The organism is Micrococcaceae bacterium Sec5.8, assembly GCA_039636775.1.
Lineage (GTDB): Bacteria > Actinomycetota > Actinomycetes > Actinomycetales > Micrococcaceae > Arthrobacter.
Genome location: CP143429.1, coordinates 284833 through 306200, shown reverse-complemented (window position 1 = coordinate 306200; position 21368 = coordinate 284833). Strand labels below are relative to the sequence as shown.

Genomic DNA, 21368 nt, shown 5'->3' with positions numbered 1-21368 from the left:
CGGACCGCGCCCCTCCGGGCCTCAGATACTCGCCGACGCCGCCCGGACAGCCGCCCCCGCGAGGCGGGGCGGCGCCGTCGTGCTGCGGAAAATCAAGTGGTGCGGGGCGACCACGGAGCGCACCGATCCGACGATGCCGTCGAGCTCATCCAGCAGCATTTTTGTGCCCAGTTCCGCTTGCTCATCAGGGCGCTGCCCGACGGTGGTGAGGCCCATGGCCTCGGAAAAGTCGTGGTCGTCGATCCCGATCACCGAGAGGTCATCCGGAATCCGCACCCCCGCCCGGGCGGCCTCTAAGATGACCCCCATGGCCATTTCGTCGGAGGCACAGAAAATGGCGGTGGGCTTGGGTCCGGGCTTGTTCCACAGCCGGCGGAACGCTTCCTGGCCGCTGCGGACCGTGAAGTCGCCCAGTTCGTCCCACTCCGCCCGGACCCGCAGGCCGGATTCCGCCATGATGTCCTTGAAGGCCTCAATCCGGACCCTGGGGACGTCGAAGTTCAGATCGGTCTCGTCATCACCGTGGAGCAAGGCGATGTCCTGGTGGCCGAGCCCGATCAGGTGGCGTACGGCAGTCGCCGCAGCCGCGTAGTCGTCGATCCCGATATACGGGCATTCTTCGACGTGGCCGCCGACGACGACCAACGGGATGTCAATCTTCTGGAGGTGCTCGATTTCCTCATGCGTCAACGCCATGCACAGGACCAGCAGTGCATCGATTTGTTTGTACACCATGGTTTTGCTGAAGAGCCGTTCCCGGTTGCTGCCGTGACCGCCCAGATTGAAAAGTGAGAGGTTGTACCGGCGGGCGTGCAGTTCGCGGTCTGCGCCCTCGATCGCCTTGGAGAAAAACCAGCGGCTGACAAACGGCGCCAGGACGCCGATGGTCTTGGTGCGCCCGGTGGCAAGGCCCGACGCTGACGAGGACGCCACGTAGCCCAGGTCGTCGGCGATGACCAGGATTTTTTCCCTGGTGGCCGGCGAAACCCTGGGCAGGCCGCGGACGGCGCGGGACACGGTGGCGGTGGACACTCCGGCGGCAGCGGCCACATCCTCGATGCTGACCCCGGAGTGCCCTCCGCGCTGTGCCCTGTCTGACGTCTTTGCCACCGTGTCCCCTTTGTCGACTTTCTACCGCCGACGCATGGCCGGTTGCCGGAGTTTTCTGCTCGCCGCTTCAACAGCAACGAAGCCGCCGCTCCGGCCCCTAGCAGCACTGACCCTCAGCCGCGCCTGGTCGCCGTCCGTTCGGGCAACTTCCGGCGCAGCCGGATCATCCCATAGATTGCCAGCAGCGTGGCCAGCAGTCCGAGGGACCACCCGAGCGCCGGCTGGGCAGTCACTTCCATCCAGACAGTGACCACCAGCAGCACCACCGCCCAGAAACCCAGGAACCCGATGATGATGTCGAAGTCCTCCCCGGACCGCACCCTGCGTCGGGGTGCGGATACCTGGCCCTGGTTTTGGCTGGCCGTCACAGCACGTCCCTCACTTGACCGCGCCGGCGGTCAGGCCGGCGACGATCTTGCGTTGGAAGACCAGCACCAGGATGACCAGAGGGATGGTCACGATGGTGCCTGCAGCCATGATCGCTGTGTACGGGATCTGGTTGGGCTGCGCGCCGGCAAAGCTGGCAATGGCCACCGTGACCGGCTGCGTCCTGTCGCTCGAGAGCTGGCTGGCAATCAGGAATTCGTTCCAGGAGGAAATGAACGCCAGAATGGCCGTCGTGAAGATGGCCGGCGCCGCCAGAGGCATGATGACCTTCCGGAACGCCTGCCCCTGCGTGCAGCCGTCCACCCGGGCCGATTCCTCAAGCTCCCACGGCATTTCCCGGAAGAACGACGTCATGGTGTAGACCGTCAACGGGAGGACGAAGGAGATGTTCGGAATGATGAGCGCCTGGTAGGTGCCGATCCAGCCGATATTGGTGAAGAGCTGGAACAGCGGGGTGATGAGGGCAACGCCCGGGAACATCGAGGCGCCCAGGATGAAACCGAGCACCAGGTACTTGAACCGGAAGTTCAACCGCGCCAGGGCGTAGGCCGCAAAAACGCCGATAACCAGCGAGATGGCAGTCACCACGACGCCGATGAACACACTGTTGGCCAGGGCCTGGCCGAAGTGGTTGCCAAAGGAGGTGTCGAAGGCGGTCTTGAAATTGTCCAGCGTGACGTGGGAGGGCAGGAGGGAGGTGTCGTAAGTGAACCCGACATCCCGGAACGCCGTCACCACCATCCAGTACGCCGGCGCCAGGCACCAGATGAGGATGACGGCCGCACTGATGTAGGTGCGTCCCTGCGCCCACTTCTCGCGGTTTTGCGCTACCTTGCGGCCACGGTCCTGGCGGGCCCGCAATTCTGTCGCGGCGGTCATTTCTTCCCCTTAGTTGCGCCTGTTTGCTGCTCGACGACGTTCGCACCCAGGAACCTGACGAAGATGAAGGCCACCAGGAAAATGATGATGAACGTGATGGTGGACAAGGCCGCTGCGGCGTTGAACCCTTGCCTGATCTGGTTGATCACCAGAATGGACAGCGTGGTGGTGTTGTTCGAGCCGCCCGTCAGGATGTACGGGAGGTCGAACATGCGCAGCGCGTCCAGGGTGCGGAAGAGGATCGCCACCATCAGCGCCGGTTTCACCAGCGGCAGGGTGATCATGCGGAACCGCTGCCACGCGGATGCGCCGTCCACCTTGGCGGCTTCATAGACTTCGGCCGGAATCATCTGCAGGCCTGCCAGAATCAGCAGGGCCATGAAGGGCGTGGTCTTCCAGGTGTCGGCAATGATCACTGCCCACTTGGCCGGCCATTCGCTGCCGGTCCACAGGATCGTGGTGTTGAACATCTTGTTGGCGATGCCCTCGAACGCGAAGATGAACAGCCACAGTTTGGCAGTAACAGCCGTGGGAATAGCCCACGGGACCAACACCGCCGCGCGGACCAGGCCGCGGCCCTTGAAGGTCCGGGCCATGATCATGGCCATCCAGAAGCCAAGGACGGTTTCCAGGGAGACTGTCACGATGGTGAAGAAGAAAGTGGTGGCCGTGGCCGACCAGAACTGTGAGCCGAGGGTCCCCGGCGGGCAGGCTACGGTCCCGCCGCCCGGAGCGGCGCACTGCTGGGCCAGCCAGTTGACGTAGTTGGAGAAGCCGGCCGGCCCGCCGGCGGTGAAGAGTCCGGTGACCGGATCAAGGCCGGAGTCGGCCTGGAAAGACATGATGATCGCGCTGATGATCGGGTAGACGATCACGATGGCCAGGGCGGCGATGGTCGGGGCCAGCAGCCACGAGGCCCAGCGGCCCTGCGTGGCAATGCGGTTATCTTCCCCTACGCCCTTCGGGCCGCGGTTAGTCGGGGTCCCGCCCGACGCCGGTGACTTGACCGGCGTCGGGCCCAGTTCAGTTGCCATGGCTAGGCTACTTTCCTGCGGTCGCTGTTTCGATGGACTTCTGCATGTCAGACAGGGCGGCTTCCACTGACTTCTCGCCCTTGATGGCCGGGTATGCATTTTCCTGGATGGCCTTGGTGACGGCCGGGTAGAACGGAGTAACCGGGCGGGGCACTGCGTTCTCGATCGAGGTCTTCAGGACCGGCAGGTACGGCAGTTTGGCGATCAGTTCCTGGTCCTCATACAGCGAGCCGAGGACCGGCGCCAGGGATCCCTGGGTCGCGAAGAACTTCTGCGTCTCTTCCGTGGTCAGGAACTTCAGGAAGTCCAGGGCGGTGGCCTTGTTCTTGGAGTAGACGCTCATGCCGGCGCTGTGGCCGCCGAGGGAGGATGCACCGGGGCCGGACTTTCCGGGCAGTGCCGCCATGCCGAGGACGTCTTTGACCTTCGAGGAACCTTCCGTGGTGGCCAGGTTGTAAACGTACGGCCAGTTGCGCAGGAACAGCAGCTTCCCGTCCTGGAACGCCTGGCGGGATTCCTCTTCCTTGAACGTGATGGCTTCCTTGGGGATGCTGCCGTCCGCGTAGGCCTTGGCGAGGTTTTCAAGCCCGGCCTTGGCTTCCGGTGTGTTCAGGCTGGGCTTGCCGTCCTTATCCAGCACGGCGCCGCCAGAGGAGTTGATGGCCTCGGAGGCATTGACCGTCAGGCCTTCGTATTTGGCGAACTGACCTGAATAGCAGCCCATGTTGTTTGCCGTGGCGATGGAACACATGCCCATCAACTCGTCCCACGTCTTCGGCGGCGTCGGGACCAGGTCCTTGCGGTAGTACAGGATGCCGCCGTCGGAGGATTCGGGGGCTGCGTAGAGGGTGCCCTTGTAGGACGCGGACTCCACCGTCGGCTTCAGCATCTTCGAGGTATCCAGCGCCATCTTGTCCTTGAGCGGCTGCAGCCAGCCCTTGGCCGCGAATTCCGCGGTCCAGACCACGTCCACACTGGCGACGTCGTAGTTGGGGTTCTTGGCCTGGAAGTTCTGGACGAGGTCATCGTGCTGCTGGTCGGCGCTGTCCGTCTGTTCCTTGAACGTGACCTTTTCATCGGGGTGGGCGGCGTTCCACTTCTCGATCAGCGGACGGACCACGTTGCTGTTGTCCTTGCCCTGGACGTAGGTGATGGGGCCGCGGCCGTCGAGGCCCTGCTCCGCGTCACCGGCCGCCGGGGTGCTGCCGCCGCCACCGCCACCGCAGGCGGACAGTGTCAGGGCTAGAACGCCGGCTGTGGCCACGGGAAGTAGAAACTTCGGGGTTTTCATAGGTGGTCTCCTCGCTGAGTACCGGTCAGAATTCGGCAATGCATTGATGTGTCGACTGTCACACTAGTTAAGAGGCAATGCTGATGCAAGCGTTTACACACGCCTTTATGGAAACGAGACATTGTCCCGTCAGCGGACCCGCTCCGCGCGGCCGAACCTGGACCGGGCTCCGGCGACGATATGGATGAGGACCGGTGGGCGTTTACCCAGCGCGACGTCGAGCGCCTCCACGAGGGCCGAGACCTCGGCTGCGAGACGGTGCGGGGCTACGCCCTGGCGGGGCTGGACCCTGATTTTCAGGGTCGGTTCGCCGCGGAACTCGTAGGTGCCGACGGTTGCGCCGGCCAGGTCGGGACGGTCTGCCAACGCGGCCCGCAGCGCCTGTTCGGCGACGCCGCTGCCGATCCTGACATTCCCGGGCACGTCACCAGGGTCCTCTTCGGACACCAGGAGGCCGGCCCGGCCCTTGCCCTGCTGGGCAACCCAAGCCACCATGGCCGCAGTTACCAGGAGCAGCGCCAGAACCAACACCGTCCAGAGCCAGCTACCCGTTCCTCCGGGAATGCGCGTGCGCTCAAAGAGGTCGCGCCAGTTGCTCCACGTCCCGGCGGCCCAGCCATGCCACCAAACCGCAACTGCCGGCACGCTTGCCAGCAGGATCAGCAGAACCCCAAGTCCGGAGAAGGCGAGCCCCAGGAGTCCGAGGATGATCCGGTTGAGAATTCTTGGGGTTCCGTTCATGCGCCCACCACCCCGGCCGGAGCCACCATGATCTGAACATCGGGTGTGGGTGAAAGCCGCATGCCCCGAAGCTCGTCCTGGACGGCAGCGAGCAGGGCATCCTGGTCCAGCGGGACCCCCGACGTTGGACGGACGCTGACCCGGACCTGATGCCGGGAGACGGTAACCATCACCTGCTCCTGGCTCACATTCCCGGCCACTCTGGCCCGGCGCGCCAAGGCGGAGGCAATGACTTCATCATCCACCACGACGGCGGCACGGCGGTCGCGGAGCTGATGCCGCGCCCGCCGCCCCGGCAATATCGCGGTCAGGAAAAAGAACAACCCCGCCATCAGCAGGACCGCACCGAGCACGCCGAGCAGCAGCGGCGGAACCCCGTTCGGAAGCGCCGCCGCCTGCTCGGCAGCCGTTTGCGGATCCACGAGCCAGGGCGGTTGCCCGAGGGCACGGACCGCAGTTTCCAGGAGGGCGTAAACGCACAGGGCGATGACAAGGACGGCGGCGGCGATGGAGGCGAAGGCCCGGGAGGAGTGGGTTTCGCGTCGTAAAATCCGGTCCATGCCCGCGGCGTCGATTTCCGCTGGTGCGGGGCTGCCGGACGTAGGCGCTTCCCTCGGAACGGGAGGCACGGAGCCGCCGGTGCTGGAACTGGGGTAAGCATCGAGGCTCACTGAACGCGTCCTCCTTCGGTCACACTGGCGCCGCTGATCCGGATGTCCACGCGGCTCAGCCGGGCGCCGCTCAGTTCGGTCACCCGGCGCAGAATGTCAGCCTTGGCGGCCACTGCCCTGTCCCAGATGGAGCCGCCGAAGCCCGCGACCCGACCGGGGTCGCGGGCCAGTGCCGTCAAGGGCGGGACCGTGATGGGCGCAACCAGGGAGAGGGCCAGCAGCCCCCCGTCGTCGGTCCACTCCGCACGCACGTCCTGCGGCGCGACCCCGAGAGCTTCCGCGGCGGCAGCCTTCGCCACGCTGGTGAGCGCCTGGGTGCTGACGCGGGTATGTCCTGCCCTCACCGAGGGCTGGACTGCGCTGGCCGTGCCGCTCATGAAGAGGAACGCCGGCCCGAGAGGGCGTCAAGCACGCTGCGCAGGTCCAGTTTCCCTTCCGCGGCGCGGCCCAGCAGGGCTCCGATTCCCATGAACAGCAGCGCGCCCAGAAAGCCCCATACGCCGAATTGGAAGGACATGAACGCGGCAAAAGCACCGATCGCGATTCCTGCAACGGTCAGATTCACTGGATTGCCTCCCTGGCAGGCCTTGTCTCGGCCGGAACACCGGGCTTTACCGGACCGGGCACGTAGACATCGTTGATCTCGATGTTGACTTCGATCACCTGGAGTCCAACGAGCTCCTCCACGGCAGCGTAGACGGCGGCACGGATGTGGTCGGCCAGGGCGTGCAGCGGCGTGCCATAGAGTGCCACCAGGGCAATATCGACGGCCACCTGGGTTTCGCCAACCTCGGCGTGGACGCCGGCCGCGTGGTCCGCGCTGCCCACGGCGTCGCGGAAAGCTCCCAGCGCGCGGGACGCGCCGGATCCCAGGGAGTAGACGCCGGGAACGGCGCGGGCGGCGATGCCTGCGACCTTGGCGACGGCGGCCTCGGAAATGACCGTGCGGCCGGCGCCGGGGACCGGAGCGATGGCCGGCAGCCGTGGCACCACGGGGCCCGCCGCCGGTTGAGGACTCTGGTATTCCATCAGGCACTCCCCTTCTCTTTGAAACCACCCTAGTACCTGGCGCCGACAAGATCGCGGCCTGACGCAAGGAAGCTTGCGAAGTTCGCCGTTGCCCTGAACCGGCGCACTGACCGGTTGAACCCCTCGGCATAAGGGCAGGTACTGGGCAGCCGATGGCGTTAAAGAAGAAAAGCACCAGTTCCGAAGAACTGATGCTTCCCAGTGGTGGCTCCGACCGGCGTCGATCCGGTGACCTTTCGATTTTCAGTCGAACGCTGAGTGGCCTTACATCCCAACAGCAGCATGGTGAAGGGGCTGTCTACCAGAGGTTTACCAGAGGAGGTCTTCCGGTCTTCGTCGATTGGCTAGTGAATCCAGTCCCGCCGCGGCCTGGAAAAAGTCGTCATCGAAAAGTGCGCCGTAGGTTAGGTATTGATAGTCGTCGTACCGTCCTTATGACCAGCAATACGCTGCACATGCTTCACGTTTTTGGTCACGGTCAGATACAGGCTGACGGCGGTGTGCCTCAGATCGTGGAACACCGGCGGCCGGAAATCCATGTCCCCACATTCGAGCACGATACCGACCGACCGAAGCAGCCAATCACGCTGCTCACCCTTGAGTTCCCTGGCCCGGGCAGCGACAGCGGCATCCATTTTGCGGGGCCTTCCGCCGTGGCGGTTGTTGGCCGCCGCCGCAGCGAGGCCGGCCCTTGTGCGTTCGATCATCGTGTCCCGCTCCAACTGCGCGAACGCGGCCATGATCGTCAGCATTGCCGTGCCCATAGGCCCGGTCGTGTCCAGCCCCTCGGTCAGCGACCGGAAACCCGCTCCCCGCTCCCTAATGCTCTCGATGAGGTCCAGGACGTGCCGGGTGTTGCGGCCCAGGCGGTCCAGCTTCCATACGGTAAGTACGTCGCCGGACTCCAGCCGGTCCAGGGCCCTGGATAACTGAGGGCGCTCGACCGTGGGACCGCTGACGCCGTTGTCGGCAAACGTCCGGGCTGCGCCGGCAGCCTCAACGCCGTGAGCTGCAGATCCAGGTTCTGCTCCGCCGTGGAAACCCTCGCGTACCCAATTACAGCCATGGGCGTCCCCGTATTCTCTTAATGCCGAGCAATTTGCCGTTGTTGGACGGCATTCTGAGACTTTGGAGGGGCGTGTCGAACCCCAAGTGTGACTGTTAGCTCGGAACGGCGGTTAAGTCGCAGCTTGAAATGGCGGTTTTGCCGTTCCGAATGGGGACCCCGTCAGTGCTCGTAAGTCCCTTGGTCGTGGTCTTCGTGTACCGTCATGGAATCGATAGCTTGGGGGCAGCGACATGACACGTTATCCATTTCCGGTTATTACCGCCGTGGTCGGCGCAGCACTGCTGCTGGGCGGCTGCTCCGGCCAAGCCGGGCTAAAGGCCTTGGATCGTGCCGCGACGCCGGAAGACAAGCTGCCGCCAGGCGTCACCTTCCAACAGGATGTGAATGCGGACAGCGCCCGCCTGCTCGCCACCCGGGATGGTGTCAGGTACTTTGCCGCCGAAAATGACGATGCCACGGTGGCCTGCGTGGTCGTCGTCCCGCCAGGTGTCGATCCCCGCTGGATGGCCGGCTGCAGCACCCTGAACACGACCGGCCGGATCGTCGAGGTCTCCAGCGTGGGCAGTGCATCGGCCACCATGCTCATCACAGACGGCTCCGACACCCGCAGGCTGGAATCGGAAGGGTGGACCAAGGTCACCGAGAACATTCTCGTCTCAGGTGGTTAGCGGTCAGTGGCCTGACGCCCGCTTGGGGGAACCCACTACGGGACACCTCCGCCGGAATTATGCCCACGGCTAGGATCGGGGCACAACGGGTTACAGCCGGTCCAACGTTTGGGGGAGATATGAAGATGGTCATTCTTGCTATAAGCGCCTGGGTCCTGACTGGCGTAATCGTATTACTGGGTGTGAGCGTTGGTTCCACCATCTGGTTCTACATGGAGCCAGTAGTCGATACAGTGCCTGATCCGGCAAGCTACTATGTCGCCGCCGCGGCCGGATTCCTGGCCCTGTTCCTGAGCTTCGGAGTAAGTGTCGGTGTGACTATCCATGCAGTCGGCTGCAACGCCGGCGGAAAAGCCTGATCCATCTGACTACATCACCGCATACCGTTCCGATGGGGAAAACCTTTAATGGTCATCTCAGCATCGCGTGCCAAGGAAGTTGTGTACCCGGCGCATGAGCTTCTCCCCATATTCTGTCCGTGTTCCGAGCGACCAAGAATGAGGAAGAAATGGACTCAGACTGGAGTTTCAACATTGACGACGCGAGTGCACGCCTAACCGTGCCGCCCGATGAAGTAAGCCTGCCGGTACGGCATGCGGCGAATGAACTGCGCCAGGCGATGGACACCTGCAGGAGGGCAGCTCTCGATCTTGGTGCCGCTGTCCGTACCTCCAGCCAGGCAGGCTACGGGACAAGATGGATCCTGGAAGCAGCGGGCCTGAGCAGTGCAGATCTGGAAAGAATTCTTCGCGGAGAAGAGCTCTACTGACCGTTCGCTAGGGAAGTTCCGTCTGGGGAACCTTGGCCGGACAGCGTTTGAGGTCGCTCGATCCAGATAGGTCCGTGCCGAGCGAGGTACTTACCCAGGACGCGGGGCAACCCAGTAATTCTGAACGTTTGCGGCCGCCGTTCCCAGTTGCTCGCCGGTGACGAGAACGGATTCCTCCTTCATGCCAAGGTCATCCCATTGCGCCACGACTCGAGTGTCCCCGCCGAGCGGCAACGGCCAAAGCCAGAACTTATTTGAACAGAACAGTTCGTCGTCATTGCTTGATCCGCCTCCACCGCCCGCCGACATCAATACCGGCCCCGTCACTGGTTCCTCTCCTTCGAACATCCCCGGGTGCAACTGAGCCGTCGTCGCCTTCCGTCCGTCGGGAAAGGCAACACCGAAGCGAAGGGCGCCACCGCGGCCGTTGTCCGAATCCAATCTGTAGGGGCCACGGTTAAAACACTGGTCAATTACTCTGCTCCAGTCGCTGTCTGATTCATCCGCCCGACGGACAGACCATACGACCTCAATCAAGCAACCGGTGGAGAAAACTTCCACACTTTTTGCGGCCATGACCATCCGTGCGGACCGGTGAAAGAACGTCCCCAGTGAGACAACGGCGGGGAGTTCATCCGATGGTGGGCCTGCCCAGACGGGTGGCACGGGCTTCGGCTGGCGTGGCCTCTCGGGCCGGGCCGGAAGATCATCAAAGAAGGACATCTCATCATCCTTGCACCACCGTCAATACCGACGCGCGTCCACGAGAAGCGGAATCGCTTGGCGTTGCGGCCGGCCCTTCCCTCGTTCCATAAGCCGGTCCGTTGATGTGATCCATGGCGACGTTCCAGAGCAAGTGCAGACGAGTGTGGACATTCTGTGGAGATGGCTCCGGAAAACTGCATGTGACGGTCCGGACCTCGTGTCGAAAATGACCGTTTCCGCTACAAACAACCGGGCGCGTTCAAAAGATTCGGTACACTCCCAAATTTTGTAGCGAAACCCAGTGTCGGTTTCTATGTTGCGGTTCTTCCGATGGTTGACGGGTATTGGTACATTTGCGCGCATGGGACATCTGTTGGGCTACGCCCGGGTATCGACCGCAGACCAGGATGCGGCTCTCCAGCAGGACGCGTTGAAGGCGGCCGGCTGCTACCGCATCTTCACGGACACGGCGTCCGGCTCCCTTGAATCCCGCCCGGAACTGACGAAGGTCCTGGACCAGCTCCGGCCCGGGGACACGCTGGTCGTATGGAGGCTGGATCGCCTCGGCCGGTCCATCCGGCACTTGATTGATCAGTTGGCTGGCCTGCAGGAACGCGGCATCGGATTCCGCTCCCTGCAGGAAGCAATCGATACCACGTCTTCAGGTGGGCGGCTCGTCTTCCACGTATTCGCCGCCCTGGCAGAGTTCGAACGGGATCTGATCCGTGAACGGACCAACGCAGGCCTCCAGGCAGCACGGGCACGCGGGCGCTCCGGCGGCAGGCCCGCACTGCTGACCAAGGACAAACTCCGGACTGCACGGCGACTTTACGAGCAGCAGGAGATGACGGTTGAGAAGATCGGTGAGGTCCTCGGCGTCAGCCGCGCCACCGTTTACCGCGCACTCCGGCGCGAGCCGGTCCCTGCTGCGCCGCGGCGGCGGCGGTCACCCGCAACACAGAACACAGTCCGGTGACTGTCGGAGGCAGCAGTACCCCGACGGGGGATGCTGCCTCCACACCTGAGCAAACGGCATTGATGCGCTGGCAAATCCTGTGCCGGCATATCGAAGACGGCGTGCCGTTGACGACCCTCGCCGCACACGAAGGCATAGGACTGAGGACACTGCAGCGCTGGCACGCGGCCCACAAACGCGGCGGCATCGCCGGACTCGCCACAGCAAACCGCGGGACCACCCAACGCAGGAGCACTCCCGAACTGGTCGCACTTGTCGAAGGTCTGGCTCTGCTGAAACCGCGTCTGCCCCTGGCCACCATCGCCCGCAAAGCCAACCGCGTCGCCGCCGACCACGACTGGCCGCCGCTCTCATACAGCACGGTCCGTTCAATCGCCACGGGCCTTGACCCCGGCATGAAGACACTCGCGCAGCAGGGAGCGGTCGCCTACCGGGACACCTATGAACTGGCCTGGAGGCACCGGGCCAAGCTCCCCAACGCCACCTGGCAGGCAGACCACACCGAACTGGACATCCTCGTCCTGGACGCAAACCTGAAGCCCGGGCGCCCGTGGCTCACCACGATCCTTGACGACTACTCCCGCGCAGTCTGCGGCTACATGCTCTTCCTCGGAGCACCGTCAGCTATGAACACCGCACTGGCACTGCGACAGGCCATCTGGCCCAAAGCCCGGGCAGAGTGGCCCATGTGCGGGATCCCCGACACCCTCTACGTCGACCACGGGTCGGATTTCACCAGCAACCATCTGGCCCAGACGGCGAAGGACCTGCACTTCGAAATCATCTACTCAACCATTGCCAGACCCCAAGGGCGGGGCAAGATCGAACGGTTCTTCGGCAGCGTTAATACCGAGCTGTTGACCGAACTGCCCGGACACCTGACCCGCGGACACCCGCCCCCGGCACCGGTGCTGACCCTCAAAGAGCTAGACACGGCCATCTGCCGTTTCATCACAGAGAACTACCACCAACGCGAGCACCCCGAGATCAAAGACACCCCGCATCATGCCTGGGTAGGCGAGGGCTGGCTGCCCAGGCTCCCGGCAACCATGGACGAACTGAATCTATTGCTGCTGACCGTGGCCAAACACCGGATCGTCCACCGCGACGGCGTGCACTTCCAGGGGCTCAGATACGTCTCGCCACTCCTGGCCGCCTACGTCCGGGAACCCGTCATTGTCCGCTACGACCCGCGGGACATCACCGAGATCCGCGTCTTCCACAAGAACCAGTTCATCTGCAGGGCCGTGGACCCTGACCACGAAACCTCCACTCTCACTTTGAAAGACATCCAGGCCGCGCGATCGGCCCGCCGCCGGGAACTGCGCGGACAAATCAACCAGCGCATCGCCGTCGTGGCCCGGCACCTGCCGGACCTGGCATCAGCGAAACCGACCCCCGCCCCGGACGCCGTTGAGCAACCCAAGAAGCGCCCAAAGCTACGCACCTACCTGGAGGACGGCCAATGACTGCACCGAGCTTCATCGCCACGAAAGAGCACCGCCGGTTCGCTGAATTCGCGGACGCGGTACGCCGCCAGCACACCATCGGCATCTGCTACGGCCAGGCCGGAATCGGCAAGACCCTCTCCGCCAGGCGCTACGCAAACTGGCACAAGGCAGAAAACCTCCTGGAACAGTGGGGTCCCCGGGACGACTCTGACTACCAGATCTATGCAGCCCTGGCCCGGGCACGCACCGTCTTCTACACCCCTGCCGTGCTCACCTCGCCCAAACAGATCCAAGCCGAACTCGAGCACATCAGCACCCGCGTATCGATCTGCGTTGACCAGCACCTGGAAAAGATCGGCAAGAAGACAGGACCACCGACCCGCACCGGCAAGCATGTGGAGCTGCTCATCATTGACGAATCCGAGCGGCTCAACGCCACGGCACTTGAACTCCTGCGTGACCGCTACGACCGGGACAACATAGCCCTGATCCTGATCGGCATGCCCGGGATTGAAAAATGGTTCAGCCGCTACGCGCAGCTCTACAGCAGGGTCGGCTTCGCCCACGAATACCGCCCACTGGCCCAGGAAGAACTGAATTTCGTCTTGGAGCGCCGATGGCACAAACTCGGTCAGACCCTGGACCCAGCAGATTTCACCGATGCCCAGGCCATCGCTGCCGTTGCCCGGATTACCCGAGGCAACTTCCGCCTCATCGACCGGCTCTTCACCCAGGTCGAACGAGTCATGAAAATCAATGAACTCAGCACCATCACCGACGACGTCATTGAAGCCGCACGCTCGACCCTCGTCATCGGAATCAGCTAAAACCGCCAAACCGAACTGCGAAAAGCCGCCAATCCGAACCAACAGTCACACCCCAAGTTCCTCGACATTCCTTACGTCCCTTGGAAAACGACCCGACCGTCTCAGTAATCGATCGTTTGTGAGACCCAAGTTTCAGGGACTGGCATGCAGATCCGGGCCGGCCTAGTCCCGTGAATGACGGGTAACGCCCTTGCAACCTCCCCGAATACGCCATCGGCCCGGCTCCGAACCTCCTTGGTACTCGGCCACTCAATTCCGGAGGAGCTCGGAGGGAACCACAGATTCACAACGCGGCTGACAGCCTGGATGGCATGAAATGAATAAGATGGACCGATGACTACGGAAATAACGCAAGAGCAGGCCGTAGCTATAGTTGCTTCGTATCGGACGGACGTTGACAGGTATCGCGATCGCGCACGTTCCGTTGCCACGTTGCTCGCCACCGCGTCAGGGGCACTAGCCGCTGGTTTGGTGTTCTCCAACGTAGGCCAAGCTTTTCCCACTGCGACAAAGGCCGCAGGATATGGCGGTATCTGCATTCTCGCCGTCAGCGTTTGCTTTTTCTTGAGTGCCTCGCTGTACAGCCTAAAAGACTCTGAAGATTCGGATGACACATTCAGTCCACGCTCCGTCCTGGACTTCGTGAAGGCTTTTGACCGGCAGACAAGGGACCTGGTCAGGTCCATCAGGACTCGAACCAAATGGGGTCAAGGCCTCGGCCTCGGTGCACTGGGCTTGCTCCTACTGATGGTTCCTCTCAGCATCATGTTTCCTACGGAGCGGTTGAATGTTTCCGTCCAAATGTTGGAACAGCCCTCCGGGATCCGAGACTGCCCGGGCGCCCTGGCCGACATCAGAGGTTCGGTGTCGTCGGCAGACCTTACGGGAACTTCGCCATTGCTGCCGGTAGAAGTCGCAGGGGAGCTCTGTGGCGATCCGGTTCCAGCCCAGACGAGGACTCTCTATTTTCAACGCTCGAAAGTCCTGATAGCGACGGCACGGAATCCATGACGGCTGAGAAGCTCGTGGTGCACTATCGATCGCTTCTAATCGTCGGCGTTGATTGGGAAGAATCGCTAGAAGACGCAATCGTCGCGGTTCAATCTGACCCCGCACCCGTGCACCTGAGCACGCAATCGGGCGAAGACGCTCTACTGCATTTTGTGCTTTACCCTGCAAGCGCTCATCATCTGATCCTTGCAGGAGAGCACATAGCAAACGCACTGACTACGATCGATCCCCAGCCCTCTACCCGCATCGTGCTGGCCGCTTGCCAACCGTCGTATCCCCCACTGGATGAAGAAGCCGTGACCGAATTGGCCAACTCGCAGCTGGATCCCATTGGCAAGAAGTACGCCATTCGAATGCTTGAACCGTCCAGCCTGCAAGAAGCTGCCGAAAAACACATTCGACTTGCCGTACGGCATCTGGGCTTTTCTTCCTCTGAAAGCACCGAGGGGCAGAGCGCCGAATCGATCCAGTATTTCCTACTCAGAAACGAGGCGCGTCCTTGGAGACTCTAGACGACGGGGCATGGGTGGCAGCTGTTGCCGCTCCTTGGGCGATTGCACCGCACCCTAATTTTTCTCAAAGCGAAGTCAGCGCCGCAAGCGTCATGGCACTCGTAGCTCGCTGCCGCCCAAGCGACCTGGAAAGATACGCCGAGCTCCTTCCTGAAGATCCAGATGAATGGGCCTCAGAACTCGTTGATGCTTCCAAACGGTCAGTACTGATCGGCAGTATCCGCCAGGGTGCCGATGACCTGTGGAAATTCACCGAACGTGGTGATTTGCCCATGGGTGCTCGCATCGCCGCGGCCATGTTTGCCGCTGTCGCCGAAATTGAGCTAGATGAATACCCCTCCGCCATTCAGCGTCTCGACGCGCTTGCTGCGCGCTTAGGCGATCCTTCCTCAGCCAGCTCTTCACTAGCCTCGGCACTTTTACATCAGCAAATCGCCGCTCGGAAGTATGAAGTCTTCGACTACGCAGGAGCACTTCTTTCTCTCGGCTTGGTTGACGCTCTCCTAACTGCGGAGGGGAGCTGGGATCCGTTCACAGTCTCCCCGGGGATCGGCTGGGATTCAGACCTTGTTCAAGACGACATTCGAGAGGCCATCGCCTCCCATTGCCGCGAACTGCGGGCGCGCGTGGAAGGTTTCGAAGGAAATACTTGGGTTCAAGTTGTTAAGTCACGAGCTACTTGGCCGGACCTCAGGGGCGAGCTGTCTGCCGCCTCTCGAGACCGCAAGTACGTGGAGCATCTATTTGAGGCAACCATAGGACCTCGCAAACGCGGCAGAACATTTCGGAACGAAGACCCGGTGATCTCCCCGGCCCTGGAGGCGCTTCTAACTGCTGAGTTGTGTGGAGACGTCAATGCGTTCATGAAGGGACGTGAGGCCCTCGCCCAAGTTCGCATCTTGCGCGAATCGGAGACAACCAATGAAGAAGATACCTGGGAAGTAAGAGACGGCCTGCGCTTGCTTCGACAGGCAAGAGCAAAGGACAGTTTGAAACGCGCTCTCGAATGGGTCTACATGCGCGGACCCGGCCCCGCGCTATTGGAAGACGCCACGATGATTTTGGGGCGTTCAGGATTCCCCTCAGATATTTCTGAGCTTGATCTCATGGTTCTGGCCTCTGCTGCGCCCTACCTGAACCTAGACATGTTGCAACGGTCTCTGGAAGGCGCCCTTGGCTTCATTCGCTCCCCTAGACTCGCCGCCCGAACGCGCCACCTCGACGAACGCACCATTTGGAACGCGGTTGTTAAGCTTCTGCCGGAGACCGACCTGCACCAAGAAGTTGCGGAAGCAGCCCTAGAAGCAGTCAACGGAAATTTCTCCGCAGTTCTGATCGAAGGCGAACTTCTGCGGCTCCTTGAGACGCTCAATTGGGAGGCGGTCACTCAAACGACGGTACTGGGATGGCGGTCATGGGGTGAGCTGAACAAGGACCACCAACATCATGCCCAACTGGCAGTGCGAGCATCAAAAGTAGCAGCACCCGTCCGCCATGATCTGGTCCTGGATTCCATGCCTGAGAGTGGACTTCCTCTCTACTTGATCGCACACCACGACGAATTGCCTGAGCTCGCCCCCAGTGTGGTCGCTCGCGCAGAATCAGCCTGCATCGCCGCTTTGGAGGAAATTCGGAAAAGCGCCAGCCACGGTTCAATGTCGTTCGGGGGCACCGATTCCGGAGAGTTGGCCACTATATTCGCACGACTTTACGAAAGCACGAGGGTTTGGCACGCCGTCGCCCTCTTCCTGACCGATGCAAAAGTTGCCCAGGAAATGAAAGCAAGATCGCTCATCCGGATCGCTGACTACGGTCAGTCCACAGTTCCTGAAGAGGTTGCCTCCATCATGCGCTCGAACTGGGCTTCCATAATCGAATCGGAGCTGCGCGGCGTCTTCCTCGAGCCGGATCCTTCCTCCAAATTCGCCGAAGCGCTGCGGGCGGGAGTTGTTCTTCACATTCTGTCCAGAGATGAAGCCATCACAGCGGCTACTGAGATGGCGGGAAGCAACTCCGCGGATGAGCGGATTTCGGCAGCAGAGCTCCTTCCGGATGTAGCTTCATCGCATCAGGAGTGGGAGTGGGGGCAGCTACTATTGCTTCAGCTGACTCGAGACATTGATCCTACGGTGCGTTCTCAAGCAGCGCGCAGCCTCGCCCTCGTAGGCAAAGTACAAACGGGCATCTCTCCCCTCGTCTATTCAGCACTCCTAAACTCACTCCGGTCCGGGGGCATTCGAGTTCCACTGTTCACGCTTCATGGCCTCCAAAGAATGGCCGCCAGTGGTGAGTGGATTCACTACAGCGACGAAGTTCGTAATGAAGTCTCCAAAATGACCATGCAACACCCGGCCAAGATAATCCGAGAGGCAGCTCGTCACGTGATTGATCGCAGCCATCACGAGAACGACGGGAACAAGAAAGGCTCATGAGGAAGGCCCGGATGACTCAGAACGTCCGTGAGTGGCTATAGCCAGCGGGCAGGCCGCTATCCAGGTGGGTTCTCACGGCGGCCACCGCCCGGGCTCGGTGCAGTTGATCAGCTCCACACGGCGTCCAGGCACAGGAAGCGACAACGCCGATAACAGCGCTTCCCTCATCCACGACGCGGGCGATGCAAGGGCCGTAGGATGGCACGATGTTCACCTCAATCCACCGGTCCTTGGGCGCGGCCCCAGGCCCCCTGACATGGCAGATGATCGAGCAGCTCGTGGAGCAGCAGGCCGAAGAAACGGCCGACCTCGATTTCAAGCAGATCCTGCCCAAGGGTGAGTGGCGCGACGAAGCAGCCAAGGACTTCGCTGCAATGGCGAACTCCGGAGGCGGCGTTGTGCTCTACGGAGTTGCCGAAGAGCGCGGCCATGGCACCGCGAAGAGCATTGAGCACCTAGAGGTCAAAGAGGCCGATGTGCGGTAGCTGACGCAGGTCGCCTACAACTTGGTGCATCCCCCGCTCATGGACGTACGCCCGGTCAAGGTCACAGACCCACAACACCCTGAGCGCGGCGTGCTGGCGATGATTGTGCAACCGAGCGCCGATGTACCGCACATGTATTGGAAGAAGGACGCATTCCTGGCGCCGGTGCGGCATGGTTCGGATACTCGCTGGATGGACGAGCGCCAGATTGAGCAGGCATACCTCACCCGCTTCGAGGGCAGACGTAGGCGCCAGGCGGACCTCGCAGAGTTCTACGACGAGACGTTGGCTCACACAATGCCAAGTAGAAAAGCATGCCTTGTCGCAGTTGCTGCACCAACCGGGGTCGGGGGGACTGACGGCTACCCCGCGGACGTCGAGGGCGCGATGGAAGTCTTCTACTCTGCATTGCGGGGCTCATCGGAGTTCATCCGTTCAGATTCCTCTATCTTCACCAACTTCTATCTGTCCCCATCGATCGGATTACGCAGATGGCGGTGGCGGGCTAAGGGAGCAGGCTGCAACCACCTGTTGGAATTCCATAGGGATGGGTCGGTCGCCATGGTCGTCGACATCGACGGCAAGTTCATTGATGCGGGGTCCGAGGCGGGTCGTGCTGCCGCCAGCGAGTGGAAGCCACAAACAACGAGCCTGGCCATCGAGTTCGTGGTTGGGTCCCCAGATAGAAGTCCAGTGTCTGTGTGAGTTTCGTGTCCGAGAATGGACACAGGAGGAAATTCACGAATCATGGCACGCAGACACACCCCCGAGCAGGTCATCGCTAAGGTCCGGCAGGGACAGAAGATGCTCAACGACGGACGCCCGATGGTCGAGGTCATCAAGGAACTTCAGGTCACCGAGGCGACCTGGTACCGCTGGCTGAACCAGTACGGGTCCGAGAAGAACGCCGAGTCATCCAAACGGACCAAGGAGCTGGAGAAGGAAAACGCCCGGCTCAAGCGGCTGCTGGCGGAGAAGGAACTCGCCATCGACATCCTGAACGAGGTCGCGCGGGGAAAATTCTGAGCCCCGAACCCCGCCGCCGTGCCGTGCGCATGGCGGTGGAGAAGTTCGGGGCATCCGAACGCTTCGCCTGCGCGCTTCTGGGCCAGAACCGGTCAGCGTTCCGCAAGAAGAAACCCGACATGGGCTTCGAGGAGGCGAAACTCCGAACGGAGCTGCGCGCCGTGGCGGTGAAGCATCCGGCGTGGGGCTGGCGGAAGGCCCGCTGGCACCTGCTGGCACAGCCCGAGTGGGACGGCGTGGCGCTGAACAGGAAGCGGGTGCGCCGGCTCTGGCGCGACGAGGGGCTGACCTGTAAACCCAGGGCGAGGAAGAAGCGCCGCACCGGGCCCGGCGCCGGGGAGCAGAAACGGCTCACAGCCGAGTACCCGATGCACGTGGTCAGCTTCGACTTCCAGTCCGACGTGACCTCCTGCGGCCGGCACATCCGGTTCTTCTTTCGTCATCGACGAATACACCCGCACCGCGCTGGCCATCATCCCCCGCCGGTCATTCAAAGCCGCCGACGTGGTCGCGGTGCTGGAGAACATCATCGCCGAAACCGGCACCGCCCCGGCCTACGTCCGGTGCAACAACGAACCCGAGTTCACTGCTGAGGCACTGGTCAGCTGGTGCGACACCGCCGGGGTCGACACTGCATTCATCGACCCGGGGTCACCCTGGCAGAACGGCTTCATCGAATCCTTCAACGCCCAATTCAGAAGGGAACAACTCTCCGGAGAAATCATGGACAGCATGGCCGAAGCCAAGTATTTCGGATCCCTGGACGGCATGACGCCGAAGCGCTACTGGGAAACCTGGACGCAAGAAAACCAATCAGCTATCGCATAGACGCTGGACTGCTAACGGGGGCCCAACCATTCGCCCTCGCGGGGCTTGCAGCGTTCTTGTCAGCCGTCGCGCAACAGCTGCGCAACGACGGCGGGTACGAAGTCCGTACCGGGATCACCTGGGAGGCAGGCTCCGAGGGCACACTCCCGCTGGAGACGTACCTGTCCTATGACAGGCGACAGCACGCATCACAGCCCGAACTCATTCGGCGCTTCACGCCCGTGGAGGGTTTGCTCCGTGCGGGGAGAGTGGACGATCTGCAGGCGGACCTGCGTCTGCTGTGCACCGATGTGCTGAACCAGTCCGGCGTCGATGGCATCAGCCTTCTCAACACGCATAGCCCGGGCGCCGATAGCGGGCACGAGCGAATCGCTTAAGGATGCAGGAGTAGTACCCCAAACGCCGATAACAGCGCATACGTAACGACCTCCGGCAGAGGTCGAAATTCCGCGGAGCGCGGCATTTACTTCAAGGTCGCCGCTGGTTCAACCCCGGGCACTTTGGGGTACCAGACGGAAGATTGGCTGCGCCGGCCTGCAGGAGCGTCGTCAGGTGTTCAACTTGTGCTGAGAGCCGGCGGAGTTCCTCTCGGATTGGCTCCTCTGCGGAGTCGATCTCCGCTGCGGTTTCCTCCGCGACGGACTGCACCATCCAGGACGCGACCGAAGCCGTGACGACGCCCAGGACAGCGACGCCGCCGACCATGAGCCCGGCGGCAACACACCGGCCGAGCACCGTCACGGGGTAATGGTCCCCATACCCCACGGTCGTTATGGTGGTCATGGCCCACCAAACGGCATCCCCAAAGGTGGTCAGGTTCGAACCGGGAGCATTTTTTTCGGCGTCGAGGACCGCTAGTGCACCGGCGTAGATTAACAGCGCCGCGGAGCTCAGTACGAAGATCAGGACCCTGCCGCGCAGGGCATTTCCTCCGACGCGGTGAACGACCCGCAGGAGGCTGACCAGGCGCAGCAACCGCAATGGCCGCAGCGCCGGTAGCGCGACAATTGCCAATTCGTGGAGATTTCGGACGAACCAGCGCCCACGATTAGGAGCTAGGACAAGATTGATCACGTAATCCCCAGCGAACGCTAGCCACGTCGTCCAGATCAGGAATTCGACAACAGCGAAGTCGGTGTTGGAAATGACCTGGACGGAATAGGCGGCGAGGAACAGCACGGCCGCGATTACCAACGGCCACTCGGAGCGCCTTCGCCATGTTTCTTGCGTCATGGCTGCAGTCTAAAGCAGGGTACCGGCACCACGGGTGCGATCTCGTGCTGACCTGTTACGCCGCTCCCAAATTACGCCGAATTATCGAGGATCATGCGTACTCTGCGGCCGAGCCGCAGCACGCGGTCATCGCCCCAAATCCAAGGTGGCTGGACGCATTCGAGCCGCAGCAATGGCAACGAAACCTTGGCCGCGCAGAGCGGACGTCCTCCCTGCCGCCAACGAGGCGGCAAG

At 62.1% G+C, this 21368-nt stretch carries 23 protein-coding genes and 2 pseudogenes; 12 read left to right on the top strand and 13 right to left on the bottom strand.

What is annotated here, in order from left to right; translation table 11 throughout:
* Positions 1–21 precede the first annotated feature (21 nt).
* The 11 genes and pseudogenes from VUN84_01460 to VUN84_01410 all read right to left on the bottom strand — a co-directional run bounded on the left by VUN84_01460 (position 22) and on the right by VUN84_01410 (position 8068).
* Complete coding sequence (locus VUN84_01460; protein XAS64381.1) at positions 22–1110, bottom strand: LacI family DNA-binding transcriptional regulator; 1089 nt, start codon at positions 1108–1110, stop codon at positions 22–24.
* A 113-nt stretch (positions 1111–1223) separates the two neighbouring features.
* Positions 1224–1478: a hypothetical protein gene (locus VUN84_01455; GenBank protein ID XAS64380.1), complete on the bottom strand. Its 255-nt coding sequence runs from the start codon at positions 1476–1478 to the stop codon at positions 1224–1226.
* A 10-nt stretch (positions 1479–1488) separates the two neighbouring features.
* Positions 1489–2376, bottom strand: coding sequence for a carbohydrate ABC transporter permease (locus VUN84_01450; GenBank protein XAS64379.1), 888 nt, complete (start codon positions 2374–2376; stop codon positions 1489–1491).
* Entirely contained in the window at positions 2373–3410 is a 1038-nt protein-coding gene (locus tag VUN84_01445) for a sugar ABC transporter permease (GenBank protein ID XAS64378.1), read from the bottom strand. Before VUN84_01445 ends, VUN84_01450 begins: the two co-directional genes overlap by 4 nt.
* 7 nt (positions 3411–3417) lie before the next feature.
* Positions 3418–4701, bottom strand: coding sequence for an ABC transporter substrate-binding protein (locus VUN84_01440; protein ID XAS64377.1), 1284 nt, complete (start codon positions 4699–4701; stop codon positions 3418–3420).
* Positions 4702–4830: 129 nt separating this feature from the next.
* Positions 4831–5442, bottom strand: a complete 612-nt coding sequence (locus tag VUN84_01435) for a hypothetical protein (protein ID XAS64376.1) — start codon at positions 5440–5442, stop codon at positions 4831–4833.
* Positions 5439–6002, bottom strand: a complete 564-nt coding sequence (locus VUN84_01430; GenBank protein XAS65913.1) for a DUF6286 domain-containing protein — start codon at positions 6000–6002, stop codon at positions 5439–5441. Before VUN84_01430 ends, VUN84_01435 begins: the two co-directional genes overlap by 4 nt.
* 107 nt (positions 6003–6109) lie before the next feature.
* A complete protein-coding gene (locus VUN84_01425) occupies positions 6110–6490 on the bottom strand; it encodes a hypothetical protein (GenBank protein XAS64375.1) in 381 nt (126 codons plus the stop codon).
* Positions 6487–6678: a hypothetical protein gene (locus VUN84_01420; protein ID XAS64374.1), complete on the bottom strand. Its 192-nt coding sequence runs from the start codon at positions 6676–6678 to the stop codon at positions 6487–6489. The genes VUN84_01425 and VUN84_01420 overlap by 4 nt, the downstream gene beginning before the upstream one ends.
* On the bottom strand, positions 6675–7142 hold the full coding sequence (locus VUN84_01415) for an Asp23/Gls24 family envelope stress response protein (protein ID XAS64373.1): 468 nt from the start codon (positions 7140–7142) through the stop codon (positions 6675–6677). Before VUN84_01415 ends, VUN84_01420 begins: the two co-directional genes overlap by 4 nt.
* Before the next feature lie 404 nt (positions 7143–7546).
* A pseudogene (locus VUN84_01410) lies at positions 7547–8068 on the bottom strand (recombinase family protein).
* A 373-nt stretch (positions 8069–8441) separates the two neighbouring features.
* Between VUN84_01410 and VUN84_01405 the strand changes: the two are divergent.
* From VUN84_01405 to VUN84_01395, 3 genes are all read left to right on the top strand, one after another.
* Positions 8442–8879, top strand: coding sequence for a hypothetical protein (locus VUN84_01405; GenBank protein XAS64372.1), 438 nt, complete (start codon positions 8442–8444; stop codon positions 8877–8879).
* Positions 8880–8998: 119 nt separating this feature from the next.
* Complete coding sequence (locus tag VUN84_01400) at positions 8999–9238, top strand: hypothetical protein (protein XAS64371.1); 240 nt, start codon at positions 8999–9001, stop codon at positions 9236–9238.
* A 149-nt stretch (positions 9239–9387) separates the two neighbouring features.
* A complete protein-coding gene (locus tag VUN84_01395; protein XAS64370.1) occupies positions 9388–9648 on the top strand; it encodes a hypothetical protein in 261 nt (86 codons plus the stop codon).
* A gap of 90 nt (positions 9649–9738) precedes the next feature.
* On the opposite strand, the gene VUN84_01390 is transcribed toward VUN84_01395, so the two are convergent.
* On the bottom strand, positions 9739–10371 hold the full coding sequence (locus VUN84_01390; GenBank protein XAS64369.1) for a hypothetical protein: 633 nt from the start codon (positions 10369–10371) through the stop codon (positions 9739–9741).
* Between the two features lie 343 nt (positions 10372–10714).
* On the opposite strand from VUN84_01390, the gene VUN84_01385 reads away from it, so the two are divergent.
* The 9 genes and pseudogenes from VUN84_01385 (at position 10715) to VUN84_01345 (ending at position 20278) form a co-directional block, all read left to right on the top strand.
* Complete coding sequence (locus VUN84_01385) at positions 10715–11329, top strand: recombinase family protein (GenBank protein ID XAS64368.1); 615 nt, start codon at positions 10715–10717, stop codon at positions 11327–11329.
* Positions 11330–11391: 62 nt separating this feature from the next.
* Complete coding sequence (locus tag VUN84_01380) at positions 11392–12798, top strand: Mu transposase C-terminal domain-containing protein (GenBank protein ID XAS64367.1); 1407 nt, start codon at positions 11392–11394, stop codon at positions 12796–12798.
* Positions 12795–13607, top strand: a complete 813-nt coding sequence (locus VUN84_01375; protein XAS64366.1) for an AAA family ATPase — start codon at positions 12795–12797, stop codon at positions 13605–13607. The genes VUN84_01380 and VUN84_01375 overlap by 4 nt, the downstream gene beginning before the upstream one ends.
* 1007 nt (positions 13608–14614) lie before the next feature.
* Positions 14615–15130 (top strand): hypothetical protein, encoded by a 516-nt coding sequence (locus VUN84_01370; GenBank protein XAS64365.1) that lies wholly within the window; start codon positions 14615–14617, stop codon positions 15128–15130.
* The gene (locus VUN84_01365) at positions 15118–17562 is read left to right on the top strand and encodes a hypothetical protein (protein XAS64364.1); all 2445 of its coding nucleotides are present in this window, start codon (positions 15118–15120) and stop codon (positions 17560–17562) included. Before VUN84_01370 ends, VUN84_01365 begins: the two co-directional genes overlap by 13 nt.
* Before the next feature lie 206 nt (positions 17563–17768).
* Positions 17769–18047 carry an ATP-binding protein gene (locus tag VUN84_01360; protein ID XAS64363.1) on the top strand — a complete coding sequence of 93 codons (279 nt, stop codon included), beginning with the start codon at positions 17769–17771 and terminating at the stop codon, positions 18045–18047.
* Between the two features lie 192 nt (positions 18048–18239).
* Positions 18240–18752, top strand: coding sequence for a hypothetical protein (locus VUN84_01355; protein ID XAS64362.1), 513 nt, complete (start codon positions 18240–18242; stop codon positions 18750–18752).
* 42 nt (positions 18753–18794) lie between these two features.
* Positions 18795–19901: pseudogene (locus VUN84_01350) on the top strand (IS3 family transposase).
* A gap of 56 nt (positions 19902–19957) precedes the next feature.
* A complete protein-coding gene (locus VUN84_01345) occupies positions 19958–20278 on the top strand; it encodes a hypothetical protein (protein ID XAS64361.1) in 321 nt (106 codons plus the stop codon).
* A gap of 91 nt (positions 20279–20369) precedes the next feature.
* Here VUN84_01345 and VUN84_01340 read toward each other — a convergent pair whose 3' ends face one another.
* Positions 20370–21134 (bottom strand): ion channel, encoded by a 765-nt coding sequence (locus tag VUN84_01340; GenBank protein XAS64360.1) that lies wholly within the window; start codon positions 21132–21134, stop codon positions 20370–20372.
* Positions 21135–21368 lie beyond the last annotated feature (234 nt).

What these genes read in the sequence shown, in the direction of transcription:
- VUN84_01355 (XAS64362.1), top strand. Translation starts at nt 18,240, where the DNA reads ATGGACGAGCGCCAGATTGAGCAGGCATACCTCACCCGCTTCGAGGGC.
- VUN84_01340 (XAS64360.1), bottom strand. Translation starts at nt 21,134, where the DNA reads ATGACGCAAGAAACATGGCGAAGGCGCTCCGAGTGGCCGTTGGTAATC.
- VUN84_01370 (XAS64365.1), top strand. Translation starts at nt 14,615, where the DNA reads ATGACGGCTGAGAAGCTCGTGGTGCACTATCGATCGCTTCTAATCGTC.
- VUN84_01430 (XAS65913.1), bottom strand. Translation starts at nt 6,002, where the DNA reads ATGGACCGGATTTTACGACGCGAAACCCACTCCTCCCGGGCCTTCGCC.
- VUN84_01400 (XAS64371.1), top strand. Translation starts at nt 8,999, where the DNA reads ATGAAGATGGTCATTCTTGCTATAAGCGCCTGGGTCCTGACTGGCGTA.
- VUN84_01435 (XAS64376.1), bottom strand. Translation starts at nt 5,442, where the DNA reads ATGAACGGAACCCCAAGAATTCTCAACCGGATCATCCTCGGACTCCTG.
- VUN84_01375 (XAS64366.1), top strand. Translation starts at nt 12,795, where the DNA reads ATGACTGCACCGAGCTTCATCGCCACGAAAGAGCACCGCCGGTTCGCT.
- VUN84_01385 (XAS64368.1), top strand. Translation starts at nt 10,715, where the DNA reads ATGGGACATCTGTTGGGCTACGCCCGGGTATCGACCGCAGACCAGGAT.
- VUN84_01425 (XAS64375.1), bottom strand. Translation starts at nt 6,490, where the DNA reads ATGAGCGGCACGGCCAGCGCAGTCCAGCCCTCGGTGAGGGCAGGACAT.
- VUN84_01445 (XAS64378.1), bottom strand. Translation starts at nt 3,410, where the DNA reads ATGGCAACTGAACTGGGCCCGACGCCGGTCAAGTCACCGGCGTCGGGC.
- VUN84_01360 (XAS64363.1), top strand. Translation starts at nt 17,769, where the DNA reads ATGTTCACCTCAATCCACCGGTCCTTGGGCGCGGCCCCAGGCCCCCTG.
- VUN84_01450 (XAS64379.1), bottom strand. Translation starts at nt 2,376, where the DNA reads ATGACCGCCGCGACAGAATTGCGGGCCCGCCAGGACCGTGGCCGCAAG.
- VUN84_01440 (XAS64377.1), bottom strand. Translation starts at nt 4,701, where the DNA reads ATGAAAACCCCGAAGTTTCTACTTCCCGTGGCCACAGCCGGCGTTCTA.
- VUN84_01415 (XAS64373.1), bottom strand. Translation starts at nt 7,142, where the DNA reads ATGGAATACCAGAGTCCTCAACCGGCGGCGGGCCCCGTGGTGCCACGG.
- VUN84_01390 (XAS64369.1), bottom strand. Translation starts at nt 10,371, where the DNA reads ATGTCCTTCTTTGATGATCTTCCGGCCCGGCCCGAGAGGCCACGCCAG.
- VUN84_01395 (XAS64370.1), top strand. Translation starts at nt 9,388, where the DNA reads ATGGACTCAGACTGGAGTTTCAACATTGACGACGCGAGTGCACGCCTA.
- VUN84_01380 (XAS64367.1), top strand. Translation starts at nt 11,392, where the DNA reads ATGCGCTGGCAAATCCTGTGCCGGCATATCGAAGACGGCGTGCCGTTG.
- VUN84_01405 (XAS64372.1), top strand. Translation starts at nt 8,442, where the DNA reads ATGACACGTTATCCATTTCCGGTTATTACCGCCGTGGTCGGCGCAGCA.